Here is an 18808-nt window from a genome sequence, read left to right on the forward strand (position 1 = left end):
GGGCACGCTGCGCTTTGCCCACCCTACGATTCTGTCGTCCCGCGAAACAGCCGCGCAACCCGGGACATCTCCATCAAGGTTTGCAAGCGGTCCCGGGTTACGCTGGCGCTCCAGCCGGGCTACGCTCTCTTTCGGGGCGCGACTTTAGACGCCTGCGACCGATGTCCAGATCCCGGCGAGCTTGCGCTTGAACTGCTGCAGCCGGGTCGCCGGCACGACCGGCTCCTCTTCCTCCGGCAGGCGCAGGCCGACGACATTGACCCTGCCACCACCGAGGCTGCGCGCGACCAGGACGATGCTGTCCAGCGCGAGCTCCGCGCCTTCCTTCGGCGCTCGGTCGAGATGGATGTCGAAATAGTCCGACAGCGTCAGCTTCTTCTGGTCCTCATCGACGGTCACGCCGTAGATCTCGGCAAGCTCGCCAAGCGTATGCTCGCCGGAGACCACGAAGTCGCCGAGCAGATGCGGGTCCGGCGCGGTGCTTGGCGGCATGTCGACGAAGAAGCGGTCGAGCGCTTCCGCCCGCTCCGGCGGCGCCAGCAGATAGAGGTAGTCGCCGGGCGCGATCGGGTCGGCCTCGGCGGGGGAGAGAATGTTCTCGTCGCGGATCACCAGCGTCGGCCTCGACCAGGACGGCAGCAATCCGCGGCGGAAAAACAGGCTCTTCGCGCCGACGGGATAGCCGACGAGCTGCTGCTCGAGCTGACCGGGCAGGTCCAGTTCGACGCGCCGCGGGCCGCGGTCGACGCGCGGCAGCGCCACGTGCAGCCGACGCGCCGCCGGCGCCAGGGTCCAGCCCTGCAGCAAAAGCGAGATGATGACGACGACAAAGGCGACATCGAAATAGAGATAGGCCTTCGACAGGCCCACCAGCATCGGGATCGAGGCGAGGAAGATCGCAACCGCGCCGCGCAGCCCGGTCCAGGCGATGAACACCTTCTCCCGCCAGTTGAAGCGGAACGGCGCCAGGCAGGCGAACACGGCAAGCGGCCGCGCCAGCAGCATCAGCGCCAGCGCCACCACGACCGAAGCACCCAGGCTGCTGAGCACGCGGTGCGGCGACACCAGGAGCCCGAGCAGCACGAACATCACGATCTGCGCGAGCCAGGTCGCGGCGTCGAGGAACGCGACCACCGAGCTGTGCGCGCGCGTCGGGCGGTTGCCGATAATGATGCCGGCGAGATAGACGGCGAGGAAGCCGGAGGCATGGGCGATCTGCGCCGCGCCGAAGATCACGAGCGCCGCCGTGGTCACGAATGGCGCGTGCAGGCCCTGCGGCAGAGCGACGCGGTTCATGGCGATCACGACCAGCCGGCCGCCGATCACGCCCACGATCGCCCCAAGCACGGCCTCGCGGACGAACTCCAGGACGATGTGCGACGCCGAGCTTTCTCCGAGGGAGATGAATTCCACCAGCATCAGCGTCAGGAAGATCGCGAAGGGATCGTTGGTGCCGCTTTCGGCCTCCAGCGTGGCGCCGACGCGCGGGCGCAGGCGCAACCCCTGGGTGTGGACCAGCAGGAATACCGCCGCGGCGTCGGTCGAAGCCACCACGGCCCCGACCAGCAATGCCTCGGTCCAGGAGAGGTCGAGCATATATTTGGCCACCGGCGCCGTGATCAGCGCGGTCAACAGCACGCCGCCGGTCGCGAGCACCATCGAGGGCGCCAGCACGGCACGGATGCTTTGGAAGCGCGTGCGTAGTCCGCCATCGAACAGGATCAGCGCCAGCGCCACCGAGCCCACCAGATAGGTGGTGCGGACGTCGTCGAACTGCAGGTGGCCGGGACCGGCATCGCCCGCGAGCATGCCGATCAGGAGGAAGACCAGCAGCAGGGGGGCGCCAAAGCGCAGCGCCAAAAGGCTCGACAGGATGCCGGCCATCACGAGAACTGCGCCAAGCAGGATGGCTATGCTGACCTGATCGAGAGAAGCCATACGCCGTAGGGAAAGAGAAGAGTTGCAATGCATCCTTACCGTCGCCACAGTTCGACGCCAACCCATTTTCTGAACATGGCGTCAGACTTCTGGTTTTGCGCCCAGCCTCACCTCGCACGCCAGTTGTGGCGATGGTCCGCGCGTCGCGTTTGTGGGATCGTGCCGACCGTTCGAATCAAATTCGCTTGAATCTGCACTTCATGAGATTTCGCCGATGGAAATGGAGCTGAAGGACGTCATCGAGACCCTGCAGATGGCCGCACGGTCGGTCGGAGCGGAGGTCACCTCGCCCTGGTTCTATCTGCAGTTCGGCATCATCCTGGCCGCCGCCGGCATCGCCTATGCGGCCGACGCCGCGATCCGCCTACGGGTCGACACGGATTCGCTGGCGTCGCACCTGCCGCTGCCGCTCAGGCATTTCATCCGCGTGCTGGTCGGCAGCGCCTCGACCGCGGTGTTCGCGCTCCTGATGATCGCGACGCGCATCATCATGGCGCATTCGACCTGGCCGAGCCGCAGCTACCTGATCGTAGTCTCGGCCAAGCTGGCGCTGGCCTGGCTCGTCATCTCCCTGGTGGCGTCGGTCATCCGCAACGCCTTCATCGTCCGCCTGGTGTCGGTGGGGGCCTGGATCGTCGCGGCGCTCAGCATCATCGGCCAGCTCGATGCGACGGCCGAGACGCTGGATTCGGTCGCGATCGAGGTCGGCGGCCTGCGGTTGACGCCGCTGCTCCTGATCAAAGCCGGCGCGCTGGTGATCCTGGCGCTGTGGCTCACCAACATCGCGAGCAATTTCGTCGAGAGCCGCATCAACCGCGCCACCGACCTGACGCCGTCGGTCCAGGTGCTCCTGATCAAGATCATCCGCATCGGGCTGATGGTGGTCGCGATCGCCATCGCGCTGAGCGCGGTCGGCATCAACCTGTCAGCGCTCGCGGTGTTCTCCGGCGCGGTCGGTGTCGGTATCGGTATCGGCCTGCAGAAGATCGTCGCCAACTTCATCTCGGGCATCATCCTGCTCGCTGACAAGTCGGTGAAGCCCGGCGACCTCGTCACCATCGGCGACAATTCGGGGCGCATCAGCGCGATGAAAACCCGCTACATCTCGGTAGCCGCCGGCGACGGCCGCGAATTCCTGATCCCGAACGAGGACCTGGTGACGCAGAAGGTCGTCAACTGGACCTATACCGACAAGAACACGCTGGTCAAAATCCCCTTCGGCACCAATTACGAGGCCGATCCGCGGCTGGTGTGCAAGCTCGCCATCGAGATCGCCGCCGCGGCGCCGCGGGCATTGAAAGGCAAGCCGCCAAACTGCATCCTGACCGAATTCGCCGAAGCCGGGATGAAATTCTCGCTGACCTTCTGGATTGGCGATCCCGATGGCCTCGACAACGTCAAAAGCGACGTGATGCTGGCGCTGTGGGACGCCTTCAAGCGCGAGGGCATCCGCGTGCCCTATCCAGTGCGGGAACTTCGGGTCCGCGGCGCCCTGCCGGTCGAGACCGTGATCGAGACTTCCAGCTAAATCCATGGCAGGAAAGGCCATTTCGGCCCCAACCTTGGCTTGCGCTGGCCGCCTCGATCATTAAATTAGGTGAATTATCGCCCGTCCGACAGACCCCGCCAAATGACCCGAACATGAGCTATATCGAAGCAACCGACACCTCCCTACGCAAGACCGGCCAGATCAAGCTGCACGGACAAAGCGGCTTTGTCGGCATGCGCAAAGCGGGCGCGCTGGTGTCGAAATGCCTCGATGAGCTCACCGACATCGTCAAGCCGGGGATCCCGACTTCCAAGATCGACCAGTTCGTGCGCGAGTTCGCCTTCAGCCATGGCGCCTATCCGGCGACGCTGATGTATCGCGGCTATCGCTATTCGACCTGCACCTCGCTGAACCATGTGGTCTGCCACGGCATGCCCGGCGACCGCCCACTGAAGGAAGGCGACATCGTCAATATCGACGTCACCTTCATCGTCGACGGCTGGTATGGCGATTCCAGCCGCATGTATGCGGTCGGGCCGATCGCGCGCAAAGCCGAGCGGCTGATCGAGGTGACCTATGAGGCGATGATGCGGGGCATCGCCGCGGTGAAGCCCGGCGCCACCACCGGCGACATCGGCCATGCGATCCAGAGCTATGTCGAGCCGCAGGGCATGAGCGTGGTGCGCGATTTCTGCGGCCACGGCCTCGGGCGCATGTTCCACGACGAGCCGAACATCATCCATGTCGGCCGGCCCGGCGAAGGCGTGGCGTTGAAGCCAGGCATGTTCTTCACCATCGAGCCGATGATCAATCTCGGCAAGCCGCATGTGAAGATCCTGTCCGACGGCTGGACCGCGGTGACGCGCGACCGCTCGCTGTCGGCACAGTTCGAACATTCGGTCGGCGTGACCGCCGATGGCGTGGAGATCTTCACGCTGTCCCAGCGGAGCGGCGAGAAGCCGTGGACGGTGGTCTGATCAGTCATCGCCGCCCATGCGTCGCGTGAGCTCGGCCGGCTCGTAATTCTCCCCGATCGACATCGCGCAGATGCGGGAGAGATGCACATAAGGCAGCTCGGTCTCCTTGGCCCAGGCGTTGAACTGCGCCTGCACCTTGGCGAGATCGCCTTTCGACTTCACCTCTTCCGCGATATCGAGGCCGGCGTCGCGCAGGCAGGCGACGACATCCCTTGATGTGACAAAGCCGTCCCAGCCGAGGAAACGCAGCAGCATCTGGCCGGTATTGCCGCCGAGCCGGCTGCCGCGCTTGACCAGAAGGTTCAACAGCCCGATTTCGTCGGAGGACGGCCAATCGCCCAAGAATTTGCCGAAGCTGCCGTGCTCAGCCGCGATCTCCTGCACGAAGCGGGCGTTGTCACGCACCGACATGATCTTGGCGCCGTTGCGCACGATGCGCGCATCGCTCGTGAGCCGCTCCCAGAATTCGTCCGGCTCGAAGGCGAGCTTCTCCACCTGGAAACCGAGGAAGGCCTCCTCGAAGCCCGGCCATTTTGCGTCGATCACGCTCCAGGCAAAGCCGGCGCAGAACACCCGCTTCGTCATCTCGGCGAGAACGCGATCGTCTTTCAGCTTAGCCAGAGATTTCGCGTTCGGCGCCGGCGGCAGCAGCTTCTCCAGCGCTTTCGCGCCGCCCTTGCGCTTCTCGGCCCGCGCCCGAATAGCCCTAAACGACGTCACGCGGCGAGACCTCTTTGCATTGGCAGGGACGGACGATCATAGCGTGACGCACGCCGTGATGCCAATGCGGCGGATCTCAGCCGCCCCTGATATGCTTCAGACGCTCGACGGCCTCCTTCACCAAGGTCTGCATCAGCGCCTTGGCCGGGAGCTCACGTGCCAGCGCAGCGCCCTGTCCTGCCCAGATCGGGGTGAAGTCGCGGCTTCCCTTCCGCTCCGCCGCGGCCCGCAGCGGTGCCAGCTCGCCCATCGGCAACGGAAAATCCGGTGCAGCGTCGGACAGAGGGCCGACCTCGGCGACGAAGCGGTTGACCATGGCGCGCGCCGGCCGGCCTGAGAGCACGTTGGTCATCACGGTGCCAAGCTCGCGCGCCTGGCGCAAGGCGTCGCGGTGCAGCGGCGGCGTCGCCGCCTCGGGGCAAAGCAGGAAAGCGGTCCCGATCTGGACTCCGGAGGCGCCGAGGGCAAGAGCAGCGGCGATGCCGCGCCCATCGGCGATGCCGCCGGCGGCGATCACGGGCACGCTGACCGCGTCAGTGACCTGCGGCACCAGCTCGAAGGTGCCGAGCTGCGAAGCGACCGCCCAGTTCCGGTCGCGATCGAGGAACGTGCCCCGGTGGCCGCCGGCTTCATAGCCCTGGGCAATGACTGCATCCGCGCCATGGTCTTCCAGCCAGCGCGCTTCCGCAACCGTCGTCGCCGACGAGATCACCTTGCAGCCTGCCGCCTTGATCCGTGCCAGCAATGGCGGTGCAGGCAAGCCGAAATGGAGGCTCACCACCTCCGGCCTCGCGTCCTCGACGAATTCGCACATCGCACTGCCAAACGGCGCAAGATCGGTGCGCGGCGGCGGTGTCTGATCGTCAATTCCGAGCTCGCGATAATAGGGTGACAGCGTCTCGTGCCACGCACGCTCGCGCCCCGCATTGGCCTTCGCCGGCTCGTGGCAGAAGAAATTGAGGCTGACCGGCTTGCTGGTCAGCCGCCGCATCTGTGTGATCGCATCGGCGGCGCGCTGCGGGTCCATGGTGGCGCAGCCGATCGAGCCGAGGCCGCCGGCATCGGCGACGATGGAAGCGAGCTCAACCGTGGCGAAACCCGCCATCGGTGCCAGCACGATCGGATGTTCGATTCCAAACAATTCAAGCAGACGACGGTCGGACCACATCTCGCATCTCCTAGCCGCGACCGGCGGACCAGCCGCCATCGACATGCAGGATCTCGCCGGTGACGAAGGCTGCCTTCTCCAGATACATCACGGCATCGACGACCTCCTGCGTCGTGCCCATCCGACCGATCGGCTGCAGCGCGGCGAGAAAACCATGCGCCTCCGGCGAATGCATCGGCGTGCTGATCGCGCCCGGCGAAACGGCATTCACCCGGATATTCCGGGGCGCATATTCGATCGCGAGCGAGCGCGTGATCGCGTTGAGCCCGCCCTTGGTCAGCGCCGCAAGACCCGCTGCGAGCGATGTCATCGGCTGTTCGGCGATCGTGGCGGTGATGTTGACGATGTGGCCAGAACCCGTCTGCAGCATTCTCGCTGCGACCTTCTGGGTCAGATGAAAGAATCCGGCGAGATTGACCGCGACCATCTTTGCGAAATCGGCGGCGGAATATTCGGTAAAAGGCTTGGCAATGAACACGCCGGCATTGTTGACGAGCGTATCTATGCGACCGAAACGCTCGATCGCCAGCTTAAAGATGCGCTCGGCCGTCTCGGGGTGTGCAATGTCGCCCTCGATCATGAGGACCGACGGATCATCGCTCTTGCCGATCGAACGGGCGGTGGCCACGACGCGGTAGCCGTTTTCGCGATAGGCTTTCAGCAATTCCGCGCCAATGCCGCGTGACGCGCCGGTGATGATGACGACCTTTCGCTCTGATGTCATGTTCGCTCCTCGCAATTGCCTGGGGTTTATCGGAGCGATAGATGCACGATGCGACCGGACGCGGCTTTGCCTCGGTTGCTCAGCTTTTGTCATTTCTTGCCGCTGTCAGGATCAGCGGACGCAGATCGGTTACATCCGTAACAAATCAGGCCACGACGCTGCGGCGGTACTGAGCGGGCGTCAGGCCGGTTGCCTGCCGGAACGCGCGGGTGAAATTGGCTTGGCACGAAAATCTGAGCCTGAGCGCGATATCGGCCAGCGGCTGCTCCCTTTGTCCCAGCAATTCCTTGGCACGTTCGAGCCGCCGGGCGCTGACGTAACGATGCGGCGATCGGCCGACGGCTGCCTTGAACGCGCGGGCGAAATGAAACTGGCTCAGGCACGCGATCGATGCCAGATGGCGGACCGTCAATTCGCCCTCCAAATTCGTCTCGATGTAATCCAGCACACGCGCCAGCCTGCGCCGGTCAAGTCCCTCGCGGGGTGCGAGGAAGTCGAGCGATAGCTTGCCGAAATGGTTTTGAACCAATCTTGCGGCCAGACTCGAGGCCAGCGTCTCCGCGAGAAGCCGGCCGGCAGACGTCTCGCGCTCCAGCTCGGAGGTGAGTGCATAGGCGATCTCGGCCAGAAGCGGATCGCGAAAACTGCTTTCATGACGCAGCGACGTCACAACGCATGGGGCGAGCCCTTCGCCAAAGCTCTCCGGCGAAAACCGGCTCGGCGGCAGATAAATGTGCAGGACCGCCGGAACGGGATCGGACAAATCGATCAGGCCATGCTCGGCCACCGGCGGCGAAACCCAGATCGTCCCACGTTCGGAGACGCTGCGATCGGTGACGCCATACCTCTCGCGCGTGACCACGGACCCATTGCCCCGGACGTCGATGCAGATTTCGATGTCCGGCTGCGGGCTCTTCCAGGCGATCGTGCCACTACTGTGACTGCGAAGCTCCGCCGCTATGCCCGACCAGCCCCGATCGGTGGAAGACGCCAGAAGCCCCGAGGCGCCGTAGCTTCCGAAACCGTGTGCCCCTGGCGACGCCGGTTGCTCTGGTTGAGATGCGAAGTTGAGCTTTTTATGGGTGGAATTCATTCGACATAACCCGATATCCGGCAATCGACGAAATCCCCAGCCACCCCAATGTGGCCGGCTCGCAGCCAAATCGCAACGATTGCTGGCCGCCCATCACGCGGAAGCGATCAAGACCGGCCGGTCTTCTGGCGCATGTCGAAGGCTTCGATGCGTCCGCGGCACTTCATGGTTGCAAAAACCGCGCGGCACGGCATGTTTGGCGCCGATGCCCGCCAAGACCAACACAGACCAGCCCGCCGAGACGCCGCATTACCACGGCCATCGGGAGCGCCTGCGCGAACGCTTCCATAGCGCCGGGCCCGACGCGCTGAGCGACTATGAACTGCTCGAGATGGCGCTGTTTGCCTCGATCCCACGGCGCGACACCAAGCCGCTCGCCAAGGAATTGCTGAGACGCTTCGGCTCGTTTGCCGAGGTGATCCATGCGCCCGTCGCCCGCCTGCGCGAGGTCGAGGGCATCGGCGAAGCCTCGGTCAACCAGCTCAAGCTGATCGCGGCCGCCGCGAGCCGCGTCGCCAAGGGCGAGGTGAAGCGGCGCAAGGCGCTGTCGTCATGGAACGACGTGCTCGACTATTGCCGTTCGAGCATGGCCTTCGCCGACAAGGAGCAGTTTCGCCTCCTGTTCCTCGACAAGCGCAACCAGCTCATTGCCGATGAGGTGCAGCAGATCGGCACCGTCGACCACACGCCGGTCTATCCACGCGAAGTGATCAAGCGCGCGCTGGAACTGTCTGCCACCGCGCTGATCCTGGTCCACAACAATCCCACTCGCGGGCCGTCTTCACGCTCAATCATGGTTGAGCATACTTAGGCAATGATCGAACGTGATTTTCGGTCCAAATTTGTGGTCAGTTGAAGGAATATCTGGCGCCGTTGCCCTCCGAAGGCAAAGGTCACACGTTCGAATCGTGTCGGGCGCGCCAGTTTACGATTTTGCACGATGCAGTGCCCAGAGTTGCGCCAAGCTTTGCGCTGCGGCGCTGTGCCTCTCTCCGCAACGCGAGGCAAGCGGTGGTTGCTATTCGCCGCCATCCTCAGTGGGAAATGGTTGGTGACGCCGCAATCGATCTCGTCGTGCAGGGGGCGTGATCGCTTGCCGAGGCAACTTGAAGTGAGACGAGGGTGCGGCCGGACCGCTCGCGCTTCTTGAAAGCGAGTCTAGCGACGTCATGCCTTACGCCAACGCAGCGGCCTCGTTTTCTCTCGCGCAATAACACCTTTGGCCTCCAGATCGAGTTGAACGGCCTTTGTCCACCAACCCGCCTTGGCGCCACCCGGGAACAGGTCCTCGGGTAAGTAAGCAATCACCCTTTCTCGAACTTCATCCGCTGTCAGACCCGGCGATGTCTTCGGAAGTATCTTCAGGAATGCCCGTTTCGTTGCTTCGTACATGTCCGCGTCAACGCTTTTGACGTGCCCGCGATGGTTCACGTTTTCCATGTCGATCTTTTCAGTTTTGTTCTTTGCCATCTCCGGCGCTCCTTGCCTCAGGCGATACCTTCGACTTGGGCCACGTGCCGAGAATAGCGGCCATAACAAGGGTCTTCACGAGCGCGTCACCGGCATGAATGGCATAAAGCGCCCACGGGTAGTTCTCGTGAATGACGGCGCCCATAACGGCCGTGGCTTGAAAACCAACCCACACCCAGATTCCAATCTGAACCGCCCCCTTCCAATCCACGACCCCAAAAAGCACGACGAAGCGCGCAAGTACGTAGGCGACGACGAGGGCGCGAGCAAACTCGGCGATCATCTCCCCGATCGGTATTTTCGGATTGGCCATGGCGCCGGGGTCCATGCCACGCAGCGTCGTCCACGCCTCGCCGAACAGCAGCGGGCTGTACCACACCGCGCCCTCCAAAAGCGCCGCAGTAGCCGCCGCGATCACCGCCAAATAGTTTATTCGGAGCATAGGCGGTCTCTCTGGTCGGTATCGGTATCGCTATCCATTGTGGTTCTCCTGGATTGCCGTCCGCCCCAAAGGACGGACAAGGACCGCTCATTCCGACACTCTGCGAATCTTTTTCGCGGCCGTCCCGTGAGCTCGAAAGCTGTTGGCGACGCCGATGGCTGCTCCGCTGAAGGACCGCGTCGACACCGATCGGACCGCTCTTCCCCGCCTCGCAGACCGGTCCCAATCGGACGTGATAATGTCCGATATTGTGGACAGCGGACGCTAAAGCTGACGTCGCAAAATCGACCCGATTGACCCGGAGCCGACTTCTGGTTGAATTTTGTGATAGTCTGTGTGCGGCTCGGGGTAACGACCTAACGCGAAAGGGTCTCCGCGATGTCTAACAATCAGGGACCGGACAGCCTTAATCGCCGTCACTTCTTGGTCACCGCAATCGGTGCCTCAGCTGCGCTCGCGGCCAGCTCTGCCCCCCCGAGTACGCGGGCAGCGACTGCATCACGAGGAACCGCTTTTACCGGAGACACGATAGGCGGAAAGAAGGTCGTCAGCGCGCTCGACGTCAATGACTTGGAGCCCGGCAAGAAGCACCTTTTGTATTTTCAGGGCGTTGAGATGCCAACCGGACAGCACTGGTATGTGTCTGTGACGGTCGCCAAGGGAGCAAAGCCGGGCAAGCGCGGCGTCCTGACCAGTGGCGTCCATGGGGACGAGGTGAGTTCTGTGCATACGGTCCAGACCGTGATGAGCCAACTCGACCCGGCGCAGATGTCGGGCACGGTGATGGCGGTCACGGACGTGTCCCGCCCGGCCTTGGAAAGCATGCAGCGCAGATGGCCCAACCAGAGCAGAGGCAGCGATCTGATTGATATCAATCGGGAGTGGCCCGGGAACGAGAACGGCGCCACCGCACCCAGCCGACACGCTGGGCTTCTGTTCAACCGGCTGCTTCGGCCAAACGCCGACTTCGCGATCGACTTCCACACAGGGACAACCGGATTCGAAGCCACCGCATTCAATGTTGGCGGCATGGATGTGCCCGAGGTCAAGGCGATGGTGGAACTCTATCCCGTCGGTCAGATCTTCAACAATCATGTATATCCCGGTGTCCTGCACAACGCGTTTATGGACGTGGGCATCCCGTCCTTCACACCGGAAATCGGCGCTGCGCGCGGCCTGGACCTCGAGATGATCTCGCTCTTCGTGGAAGGCACAATGAACGTCCTCAAGCATCACGGCATCGTTGCCGGGCCAATGGGACGTACAGGCAAGGACGTGACTGTCTTTGTCGGCAACAGCGCGCACCCGATCCTGGCCACCGCGGGCGGTCTCGTTGAGCATCTGGTCAGACTCAACGACAAGGTCACAACCGGACAGAAGGTTGCCATCCAGCGCGATAGCTTCGGTGAGGTGGTTGCGGAGTATACAAGCGACGTGACCGGAGAGATAACGGGCCAGCGCAGCGATGCAATGTCCGAGCCGGGCAATCCCTTAGTATTCATCCTTTTCAACAAGCCAGGGCCAGAGGAGGTCCAGATCTATCCCGAGTAGTTGCCGCATCGACCTCAAGGCCGGTGACGCGATTTGTCACCGTGGCCGTTCACCAGGCTCCCTCATCCTTGGTGAATGTCTCTCACTGGCCCGTCGGAGCCCTTTAGACGGGCGTTGAGGACGTCCGCTCCGCAGGGCCGATCGGAAGTTTATAACCGCAGGGGTCGATCGACGCGATTGACCCGAAGAGAAACTCTCTGGACCAAGTTTCAAGTGCGCCGCACACTGATTGTCTCACCGATCTCGAAGCTCATCAGGTCCTCGCCGACTATCAGCTGTCCCGCATAGGTCTCGCGGGTCGCCGCGATCAACTCATCGACAGTCGGCGCCATCACGTTTTCGCTGGCGAGCATGACGAGATGTGTAAATGCAGCGAGTTCCGGTCTCGTCTGTGCAAACACTCGTCCCGCTTCCTGCGGCGAGGTGTGGTGATTGACGATGCGTTGGATGTAGGCTTCGTTGAGAAGCTCGGGGCGCGCCATTGCCACTTCATGCACCATCAGGTCGGCGCCCTGGCCATAGTGCAGAACATTCTCGTTGTACCTTGTGTCACCGGAGATCACCGCCACCCGGCCGCGGTACTCGACGCGATAGCCGAAGGCCGGCTTGATCGCATCACCGTGATCGACCGCAAACGCGATGATGACGAGGTCTCCGGCCCGATAGACGATACCGTCCTTCGCAAACTCCTCGACACTGATCGCGGCATGCTCGCGCGCGAGCCTCTCGTCCTCGATGCGGATCTCGATATCCTGCGCATAGGCCGCTTCGAGGTGGCGCATCAATTTCTCGGTGCCGATGGGTCCGATTGTCTTGAATGGGCGCTGCCGGTTGCCGAAGTGCGAGCTCAGCCACCCCGTCAGCCAAAGGTCGGGAATGCCAACAGTGTGATCGGAATGGAAATGCGTGAGCAACAGCGCATCTATGGCGCCGATCGGGACGCCAAGCTGGAACAGGCGCATCGTCGCGCCACGGCCGGCATCGATCAGGACCGTGTTGTCGCCCGCCTCGATCAGCGTGCTGGGACCAAAGCGGTCGGGACGGGGGATGGGCGTCCCCGTCCCGAGAAGAGTGACTCGAAAACCGGCCGCCATCACTGCTGGACCTTGATCCCTGCGTCGGCGACCACCTTGTGCCAGTGGGCGACTTCCTTGCCGACCATGCGGCCGAACTCTTCCGGCGTGCCGCCGGCCGGCTCGGCGCCGATCTTCGCCAGCGCCTCGCGCACCGATGGCTTCTCCAGCGCCTTGTTGATCGCCGCGCTGAGCTTCGCGACCGTCTCCTTCGGCGTGCCGTGCTTGACCGCGAAACCGGTCCAGTCCTCGACGACGAGCGAAGGATAGCCGGCCTCGACGATGGTCGGCACGTCGGGCAGGATCGGCACCCGCTTTGGCCCGGTCACTGCAAGTGCCCGCAGGTTGCCGCTCTTGATCAGATCGACCACGGGCAACATGGTGATGAACATGAACGCGTTAGTACCATTGAGCAGATCGCCGATCGCCTGTGGAAACTGCGCGTAGGGCACATGCTGCGCCCGTGTGCCGGTCTGCAGCTTGAACTGCTCACCGATCAGATGCGCAGGCGTGCCGAAGCCGCCCGAAGAGAAGGTCAGCTTGTCGGGCTGGCTTTTCAGCAGCGCCACCAGCTCCGCAACGGTGTTGGCCGGCACCGACGGATTGACCACCAGGACGTTGTAGGAAACCGTCGCCTTGACGACCGGATCGAAGTCCCTGTCGAGATCGAACGAGATGTTCGGCACCAGCGACGGCGCGGCGGCCGAAGGTACGGACATCGCATAGAGGCTGTTGCCATCCGCCGGCTGGGTGAGGACGTCCGTCGCCGCGATGGTCGTGACGCCGCCGGGCCGGTTCTCGACGATGACGCGCCAGCCCTCGGTTTCGGTCAGCTCCTTCGAGACGATGCGGCTGATGATGTCCGGCGGCGTGCTCGCGGAAAACGGCGCCACGAAGCGCACAGTCCCGGTCGGAAACGGCGCCTGTGCGGCGGCGGGTTGCCCGGATGCTGCGAGGAGCGCCAGGGTCGCGACCGACAATAGGCTGGTGCGGCAAGACAGATGAGGTGTCATGGAAATCTGCTCCATCAAACAATGAGAATCCGGCATCAATTCCAATTCGCAATCTGCAGGCACGCCGAACTTCGAACGCGGAGGCCGGATTAGCCAGCGAAATCGGCGTGCATTCCACACTGTGAAACGCTACGTTCCACATTGTAAAACGCGGAATCGAGGAGGGTGTACGATGACGAAAGTGATCAAAAGCCTTGAGCGGGGCCTCCTCGTCCTGCAGGCGTTGCAGATGCAGCCGAATTCCTCGCTCCAGGAGCTCTACGTCTTCACCAACATCTCCAAGCCGAGTCTTCTCCGCATCCTTCACACGCTTGCTCGGGCCGGGTTGGTGACCAGACGACTTGCTGACGGTCGCTACCGCATCGGCGCCACGCTTTCGCATGCGCCGTCGCGGCGCGAACATCGCGACCGGATCGCGGAAGCCGCAGCGCCAGTCCTGGAGCGGCTCTGCCAACGTGTGTCCTGGCCATCCGATCTGATGGTGCCTGCGGGTGACCACATGGAGATCCGGGAGACCACGCGGGCGCGCAGTCCCATCCTGCTGCAGCAGGAGCGCATCGGGCTGCCGGTCAACTGGCTGCTCTCGGCGGTCGGCAGGGCTTATTTGGCCTACTGCCCGGCCAAGGAGCGGCAGCGCGTCCTCGATCTGTTGCGCAACTCGACCAAACCCGAGGATCGGCTGGCGCGAGAGCCGGCGCGGTTGAATGCCATCCTTACGGAAGTACGTTCGCGCGGCTATGCGACGCGGGACGCGACACATGTCGGCGGCTATTACGGTGGGCCGCCCCACGCAGATGGATTGTTCTCGATCGCGGTCCCGTTGCGCGATGGACAACGGGTGTTGGGAGCCATCAACATGCTGTGGCTCAAGACCGCGTTCTCGATCGAGGCGTTTGCCGCCCGTCATCTCGGCGAGCTTCAGGGAGCGGCGGCCGAGACCGTCCGTTCGCTCCAGACCCGGTCAAGACACTGAGGTGGGCTTCTGGCCCGTGGCTGACTTCCCCTCTCGGCCTCGCACGGTCCGCTTCCGAGGGCTGAGCGGAACGCCTTCGTGAAGCTGCCGAGCGCCGCTTTTGACCCCGAGCGGTCATTCCGAGCATCTGACGTGATTCGACTTTGCTTTTCGAAAGCGTAAGCTTGGGTAACTCTCGTTTCCGTCAATGACCTGAAATCTTCGAGATGCGGTCGAGGAGAGCGAGGAGCCTGTCATGCGCAATCGAGTGACACTGTCAGCGCTAGCCGCTGTTGGCTTGGGCATCGCGACGGCGACCGCACAAAGCCAGCCGCCCGTCTCCCCGGATGTGAAGACAAAAACCCCCGAGCCGGCTGGGCTCGGCGGCTACCCGGTGCTGCCCCCGCCGGAGGCGCCCTTCCTGGGCACCATCGGCCGCACAGCCAAGGACTCGACCCCCGACTTTCCCAAGGAAGTGAAGGCCCCGAAAGGTGCTCCGAACATCTTACTCATCCTGACCGATGACGTCGGCTTCGGCGCCAGCAGCCCGTTTGGCGGGCCGATCCCAACCCCGACGCTCGATCGCCTGGCCAAAAACGGGCTGCGCTACAACCAGTTCCACACCACTGCCGTTTGTTCGCCTACGCGTACCGCGCTGCTCACGGGGCGCAATCAACACTCCTGTTCCGTGGGCATCGTCATGGAGCTGGCCACTGGCTATCCAGGCTACAACAGCCTGATGCCCAAGAGCTGCGGGACGTTCGCCGAGGTCCTCAAGCAGAATGGCTGGAACACCGCCTGGTACGGCAAAAACCACAACGTTCCCGACTGGCACAGCAGCCAGGCCGGACCGTTCGATCTGTGGCCTACCGGCTTGGGCTTCGAGTATTTCTATGGCTTCTTCGGTGGGGACACCAACCAGTATTCGCCCGCTCTCTACGAGAACATCAAGCCCATCGAGCCTCCGCACGATCAAAAGGACTACTTCTTTGAAAAGGACCTGGCCGACCACTTCATCGACCGCCTCCGCACGCTGCGGGCGGTCGCTCCGGAGAAACCCTGGGTAGCCTATTACGCCCCTGGCACCGCTCATGCCCCGCTCCACGCTCCCAAAGATTGGATCGCCAAATTCAAAGGGAAGTTCGATGAGGGCTGGGACAAGCAGCGCGAGATCACCCTCGAGAACCAGAAGAGGCTGGGCATCGTCCCGGCGGACACCCAGCTCACGCCGCGGCCGGCGGCCATCCCCGCCTGGGATTCCTTCGATGCCGACCACCAGAAGGTCTTCGCCCACATGATGGAGGTCTACGCGGCCGCCCTTTCGTACTGTGATTACCAGATCGGTCGCGTCCTCGACGCGATTGAGCAGTCGGGCGACCTGGACAACACGCTGGTCATTTACATACAGGGCGATAATGGCGCCAGCGCCGAGGGGACCCCGCAGGGCCTGCTCAACGAGCTGACAATCTTGAACGGCATCCCCGAGGACTTCAAGGAGGTGCAGCGCCGGATGGACGAGTTGGGCGGCCCGATGACGAACAACCACTACCCGGTCGGCTGGGCGCATGCAATGGACACGCCCTTCCAGTGGACGAAGCAGATCGCCAGCCACTTCGGCGGCACACGCAACGACCTTGTCATCTCCTGGCCAGCGCGCATTAAAGGCAAGGGAGGTATCCGCTCGCAATTCTCCTCTGTGATCGATATCGCTCCCACCATCCTGGAAGCCACCGGTATCCAATTTCCGTCCAGCATCAATGGCGTGGCCCAAAAGCCGGTCGAAGGCGGAAGCCTGCTTTACACGTTCGACGACGCCAAGGCCGCCTCACGCCACAAGACGCAGTATTTTGAAGTGCTCGGCTTCCGCGGCATTTACCATGAAGGGTGGATGGCAAGCACTACACCGCCGATAGCTCCCTGGAACATGACGAGCAAGCTGCCTCCTGTCGATGAGTACAAATGGGAACTCTACCACGTGACCTACGACTTCTCGCAGGCGAAGGACCTCGCCGCAGAGAATCCGGCCAAGCTCCTGGAGCTCAAGGAGCTTTTTTGGGCAGAGGCCGGCCGTTACAACGTGATGCCTCTGGACAACAGCCGCATCGAGCGCTTCGACGTGTCGATCCGTCCCAGCCTGCTCAGTGGACGCCACGTCTTTACGTACTATCCCGGCATCATCCGCATCCCCGAAGGCAGTGCGCCGGACCTGAAGAACAAATCCTTCGAAATCCGTGCGGAGGTTGAAACTCCGGAGGCGGGAGCCGACGGCGTGCTGCTTACGCAGGGCGGACGCTTCGGTGGCTACGGGCTTTACCTGCTGAACGGCAAGCTCGTCTATCACTACAACCTCGCGGGGATAGCGCGCTACAACGTTGTCTCGAAGGAGAAAGTACCGGCCGGCAAGCATACCTTGACCGCCAACTTCAAGTACGACGGAGGCCTCGGCAAAGGCGGCGCTATCGTGCTGTCGGTGGATGGCAAGGCGGTGGCCGAGGGCCGGGTCGAACGCACGCTGCCAATGCGCGTCTCGCTGGACGAGACCTTCGACGTTGGGGAAGACGCGGGCACGCCGGTAAGCGAGGACTATCAGGTGCCCTTCAAATTCACGGGGACACTAAACAAGGTCGTCGTCACCCTCGGCGAGTCCAAGCTCAGCGCCGAGGACCAGAAGGCCTATGAGGAGGCCCAGACCGAATTTGCGCTGCAAGAGTAAGCGGACGGTTCGCAGTCGCTCCGCGCACGACCACGGGGCGGTAAGGATCCCCAATAGCTGCACTGCATGAGTCCGCACATGGCCCTTCGCGTCTATCTGGGAGGCTGATCGAGATTACCGCTATTGAGGGGTAAGCGGACCACCCCGCGGGGATCCACGACGCGTAGTGCTAAATGGCAGAGCATCGCAGACTTGCCAAGTGGAGCGCATCGTGGGCTGCAGCATCATAGGGGAATCGCGAGGGAGTAGTGCCCATCTTCATCGGCCGTGGCGCACCAGGCCGATGAAGATGGGCACTATTGTTTCGCCGTTGCCCTATGATGCCGGAGCCCGCAACGCGCGCGTATCTGCGATACTGCGACGGCCTGCGATTTCGCGCTACGCCTCCTGAGAGTCTTCCGATATTGCCAGACCGTCCAGTTACCCTTCGCTAGCCGGCCATGCCGATCGGCCTCGAGCCGGGCTATCTCGTTTAGGAAACTATAGACTGCGCTGCAGCGCGGACACAGTTGATGAACAACTCCGCAACCGGGCTCAATGTGCGATTCTTTAAGGTGAAAATCGCTACGGGCCTTGTCTGAATGCCCAAATCAATTGGCAGAGAATTGACTGTCGGACGCTTCGCATTGAGAACGTGCATCATGCAGGCCGGGATCACGGTGAAATATTCGCCCGTCGTCAGCAGCATGTCGCGGAGGTGAAAGGACATCGTCTCCACGCTCGCCCGCGGCAGCTCCAATCCTCGGTCGCGGAAGGCTTGTTGCACAAGCACTCCAGGTGCTTCATCGCGCGGGTAGAGTATCCATTTCTCCCGCACAAGCTGCGCCAACTCGACTTTGCGCCGACGCGCCCAGGGACTTCGTATGCTGGCTACTACGATCAATGGTTCTTCGAACAATATCTCGGAGATCAGGTCATCTTCGGGAATGGAAAACACCCCTCGACCGATGATGAGATCGACGTTCCGTTCGCGCAGCTCCCGGATTTCGACCGTGATAGGACGGCTCATCTGGGCTACGTGTACGGTCACGCCGGGAGATTGCTCGGAAAGGCGCGCGATCACAGCCGGAAGCAGCGCCGCTGACAGCGACTCATTGCAACCAATCCGCACCTCTCCGGTAGTGGGATCGGCCATGAATGCAATTTCGTCGACTCCCTGACGCAACTCGTCAAACACCGCAAGACCGCGCCGCACCAGGGCGCTGCCATACAAGGTGGGTTCGACGCCCCGTGGACCGCGATCTAGCAGCCGCACCCCGAGCGTCTGTTCGAGGTCCGCGATCGCCTTGGAAACGGCGGGCTGGGACAAGGCCAGGCGCTGCGCCGCTCTCGCCATGCTGCCCGATTGCGCGACAGTCAGAAGCACATGCAGGTCGCGTAGCCGAACGCGGCGTCCGATCCGCGCCTCCCAATGCTCGATCGAGGGAGACATAACCTTTTCCTCAGGGGGATATCACACTTTTCCGCCTTCTCATTATAGCGGCC

Annotated in this window: 16 protein-coding genes; 6 read left to right on the forward strand and 10 right to left on the reverse strand. The window is 62.8% G+C overall.

Annotated features, from left to right (window positions below; all coding sequences use genetic code 11):
• Nucleotides 1-144: 144 nt before the first annotated feature.
• Complete coding sequence (locus AC5ZGW_RS08960) at nucleotides 145-1938, reverse strand: potassium/proton antiporter (protein ID WP_130229466.1); 1794 nt, start codon at nucleotides 1936-1938, stop codon at nucleotides 145-147.
• A 214-nt stretch (nucleotides 1939-2152) separates the two neighbouring features.
• Between AC5ZGW_RS08960 and AC5ZGW_RS08965 the strand changes: the two genes are divergently transcribed.
• Together AC5ZGW_RS08965 and map are read left to right on the forward strand one after the other, a co-directional pair.
• A complete protein-coding gene (locus tag AC5ZGW_RS08965; RefSeq protein WP_165435528.1) occupies nucleotides 2153-3466 on the forward strand; it encodes a mechanosensitive ion channel family protein in 1314 nt (437 codons plus the stop codon).
• Nucleotides 3467-3579: 113 nt separating this feature from the next.
• Nucleotides 3580-4404, forward strand: a complete 825-nt coding sequence (gene map / locus AC5ZGW_RS08970; protein WP_028163378.1) for a type I methionyl aminopeptidase — start codon at nucleotides 3580-3582, stop codon at nucleotides 4402-4404.
• Here the strand turns inward: map and AC5ZGW_RS08975 are convergent, their stop codons facing one another.
• The 4 genes from AC5ZGW_RS08975 to AC5ZGW_RS08990 all read right to left on the reverse strand — a co-directional run bounded on the left by AC5ZGW_RS08975 (nucleotide 4405) and on the right by AC5ZGW_RS08990 (nucleotide 8109).
• Nucleotides 4405-5124: a DNA-3-methyladenine glycosylase I gene (locus tag AC5ZGW_RS08975; RefSeq protein ID WP_130229465.1), complete on the reverse strand. Its 720-nt coding sequence runs from the start codon at nucleotides 5122-5124 to the stop codon at nucleotides 4405-4407.
• Nucleotides 5125-5200: 76 nt separating this feature from the next.
• Nucleotides 5201-6292, reverse strand: a complete 1092-nt coding sequence (locus AC5ZGW_RS08980) for an NAD(P)H-dependent flavin oxidoreductase (protein ID WP_463327033.1) — start codon at nucleotides 6290-6292, stop codon at nucleotides 5201-5203.
• Between the two features lie 10 nt (nucleotides 6293-6302).
• Nucleotides 6303-7016 carry an SDR family NAD(P)-dependent oxidoreductase gene (locus AC5ZGW_RS08985; protein ID WP_028163376.1) on the reverse strand — a complete coding sequence of 238 codons (714 nt, stop codon included), beginning with the start codon at nucleotides 7014-7016 and terminating at the stop codon, nucleotides 6303-6305.
• Nucleotides 7017-7161: 145 nt separating this feature from the next.
• A complete protein-coding gene (locus AC5ZGW_RS08990) occupies nucleotides 7162-8109 on the reverse strand; it encodes a helix-turn-helix domain-containing protein (protein WP_130227155.1) in 948 nt (315 codons plus the stop codon).
• 205 nt (nucleotides 8110-8314) lie between these two features.
• Here AC5ZGW_RS08990 and AC5ZGW_RS08995 point away from each other — a divergent pair, with 205 nt between their 5' ends.
• The gene (locus AC5ZGW_RS08995; RefSeq protein WP_130227156.1) at nucleotides 8315-8920 is read left to right on the forward strand and encodes a JAB domain-containing protein; all 606 of its coding nucleotides are present in this window, start codon (nucleotides 8315-8317) and stop codon (nucleotides 8918-8920) included.
• Between the two features lie 356 nt (nucleotides 8921-9276).
• Here AC5ZGW_RS08995 and AC5ZGW_RS09000 read toward each other — a convergent pair whose 3' ends face one another.
• Both AC5ZGW_RS09000 and AC5ZGW_RS09005 read right to left on the reverse strand, forming a co-directional pair.
• On the reverse strand, nucleotides 9277-9579 hold the full coding sequence (locus tag AC5ZGW_RS09000) for a DUF6958 family protein (protein WP_130227157.1): 303 nt from the start codon (nucleotides 9577-9579) through the stop codon (nucleotides 9277-9279).
• Nucleotides 9560-9997 carry a DUF1761 domain-containing protein gene (locus AC5ZGW_RS09005; protein WP_245474806.1) on the reverse strand — a complete coding sequence of 146 codons (438 nt, stop codon included), beginning with the start codon at nucleotides 9995-9997 and terminating at the stop codon, nucleotides 9560-9562. The genes AC5ZGW_RS09000 and AC5ZGW_RS09005 overlap by 20 nt, the downstream gene beginning before the upstream one ends.
• A gap of 402 nt (nucleotides 9998-10399) precedes the next feature.
• Here AC5ZGW_RS09005 and AC5ZGW_RS09010 point away from each other — a divergent pair, with 402 nt between their 5' ends.
• Nucleotides 10400-11572, forward strand: coding sequence for a M14 family metallopeptidase (locus AC5ZGW_RS09010; RefSeq protein ID WP_130227159.1), 1173 nt, complete (start codon nucleotides 10400-10402; stop codon nucleotides 11570-11572).
• A gap of 209 nt (nucleotides 11573-11781) precedes the next feature.
• Here AC5ZGW_RS09010 and AC5ZGW_RS09015 read toward each other — a convergent pair whose 3' ends face one another.
• Together AC5ZGW_RS09015 and AC5ZGW_RS09020 are read right to left on the reverse strand one after the other, a co-directional pair.
• Nucleotides 11782-12666, reverse strand: coding sequence for an MBL fold metallo-hydrolase (locus tag AC5ZGW_RS09015; RefSeq protein WP_130227160.1), 885 nt, complete (start codon nucleotides 12664-12666; stop codon nucleotides 11782-11784).
• Nucleotides 12666-13658 (reverse strand): Bug family tripartite tricarboxylate transporter substrate binding protein, encoded by a 993-nt coding sequence (locus AC5ZGW_RS09020; protein ID WP_130227161.1) that lies wholly within the window; start codon nucleotides 13656-13658, stop codon nucleotides 12666-12668. The genes AC5ZGW_RS09015 and AC5ZGW_RS09020 overlap by 1 nt, the downstream gene beginning before the upstream one ends.
• 172 nt (nucleotides 13659-13830) lie before the next feature.
• On the opposite strand from AC5ZGW_RS09020, the gene AC5ZGW_RS09025 reads away from it, so the two are divergent.
• Together AC5ZGW_RS09025 and AC5ZGW_RS09030 are read left to right on the forward strand one after the other, a co-directional pair.
• Nucleotides 13831-14631 (forward strand): IclR family transcriptional regulator domain-containing protein, encoded by an 801-nt coding sequence (locus AC5ZGW_RS09025; protein WP_130227162.1) that lies wholly within the window; start codon nucleotides 13831-13833, stop codon nucleotides 14629-14631.
• Between the two features lie 235 nt (nucleotides 14632-14866).
• The gene (locus tag AC5ZGW_RS09030; RefSeq protein ID WP_130227163.1) at nucleotides 14867-17323 is read left to right on the forward strand and encodes an arylsulfatase; all 2457 of its coding nucleotides are present in this window, start codon (nucleotides 14867-14869) and stop codon (nucleotides 17321-17323) included.
• Between the two features lie 472 nt (nucleotides 17324-17795).
• Here AC5ZGW_RS09030 and AC5ZGW_RS09035 read toward each other — a convergent pair whose 3' ends face one another.
• Complete coding sequence (locus AC5ZGW_RS09035) at nucleotides 17796-18755, reverse strand: LysR family transcriptional regulator (RefSeq protein ID WP_130227164.1); 960 nt, start codon at nucleotides 18753-18755, stop codon at nucleotides 17796-17798.
• Nucleotides 18756-18808: the final 53 nt, after the last annotated feature.

The sequence above is a fragment of the Bradyrhizobium sp. Crot121 genome, from assembly GCF_059512385.1.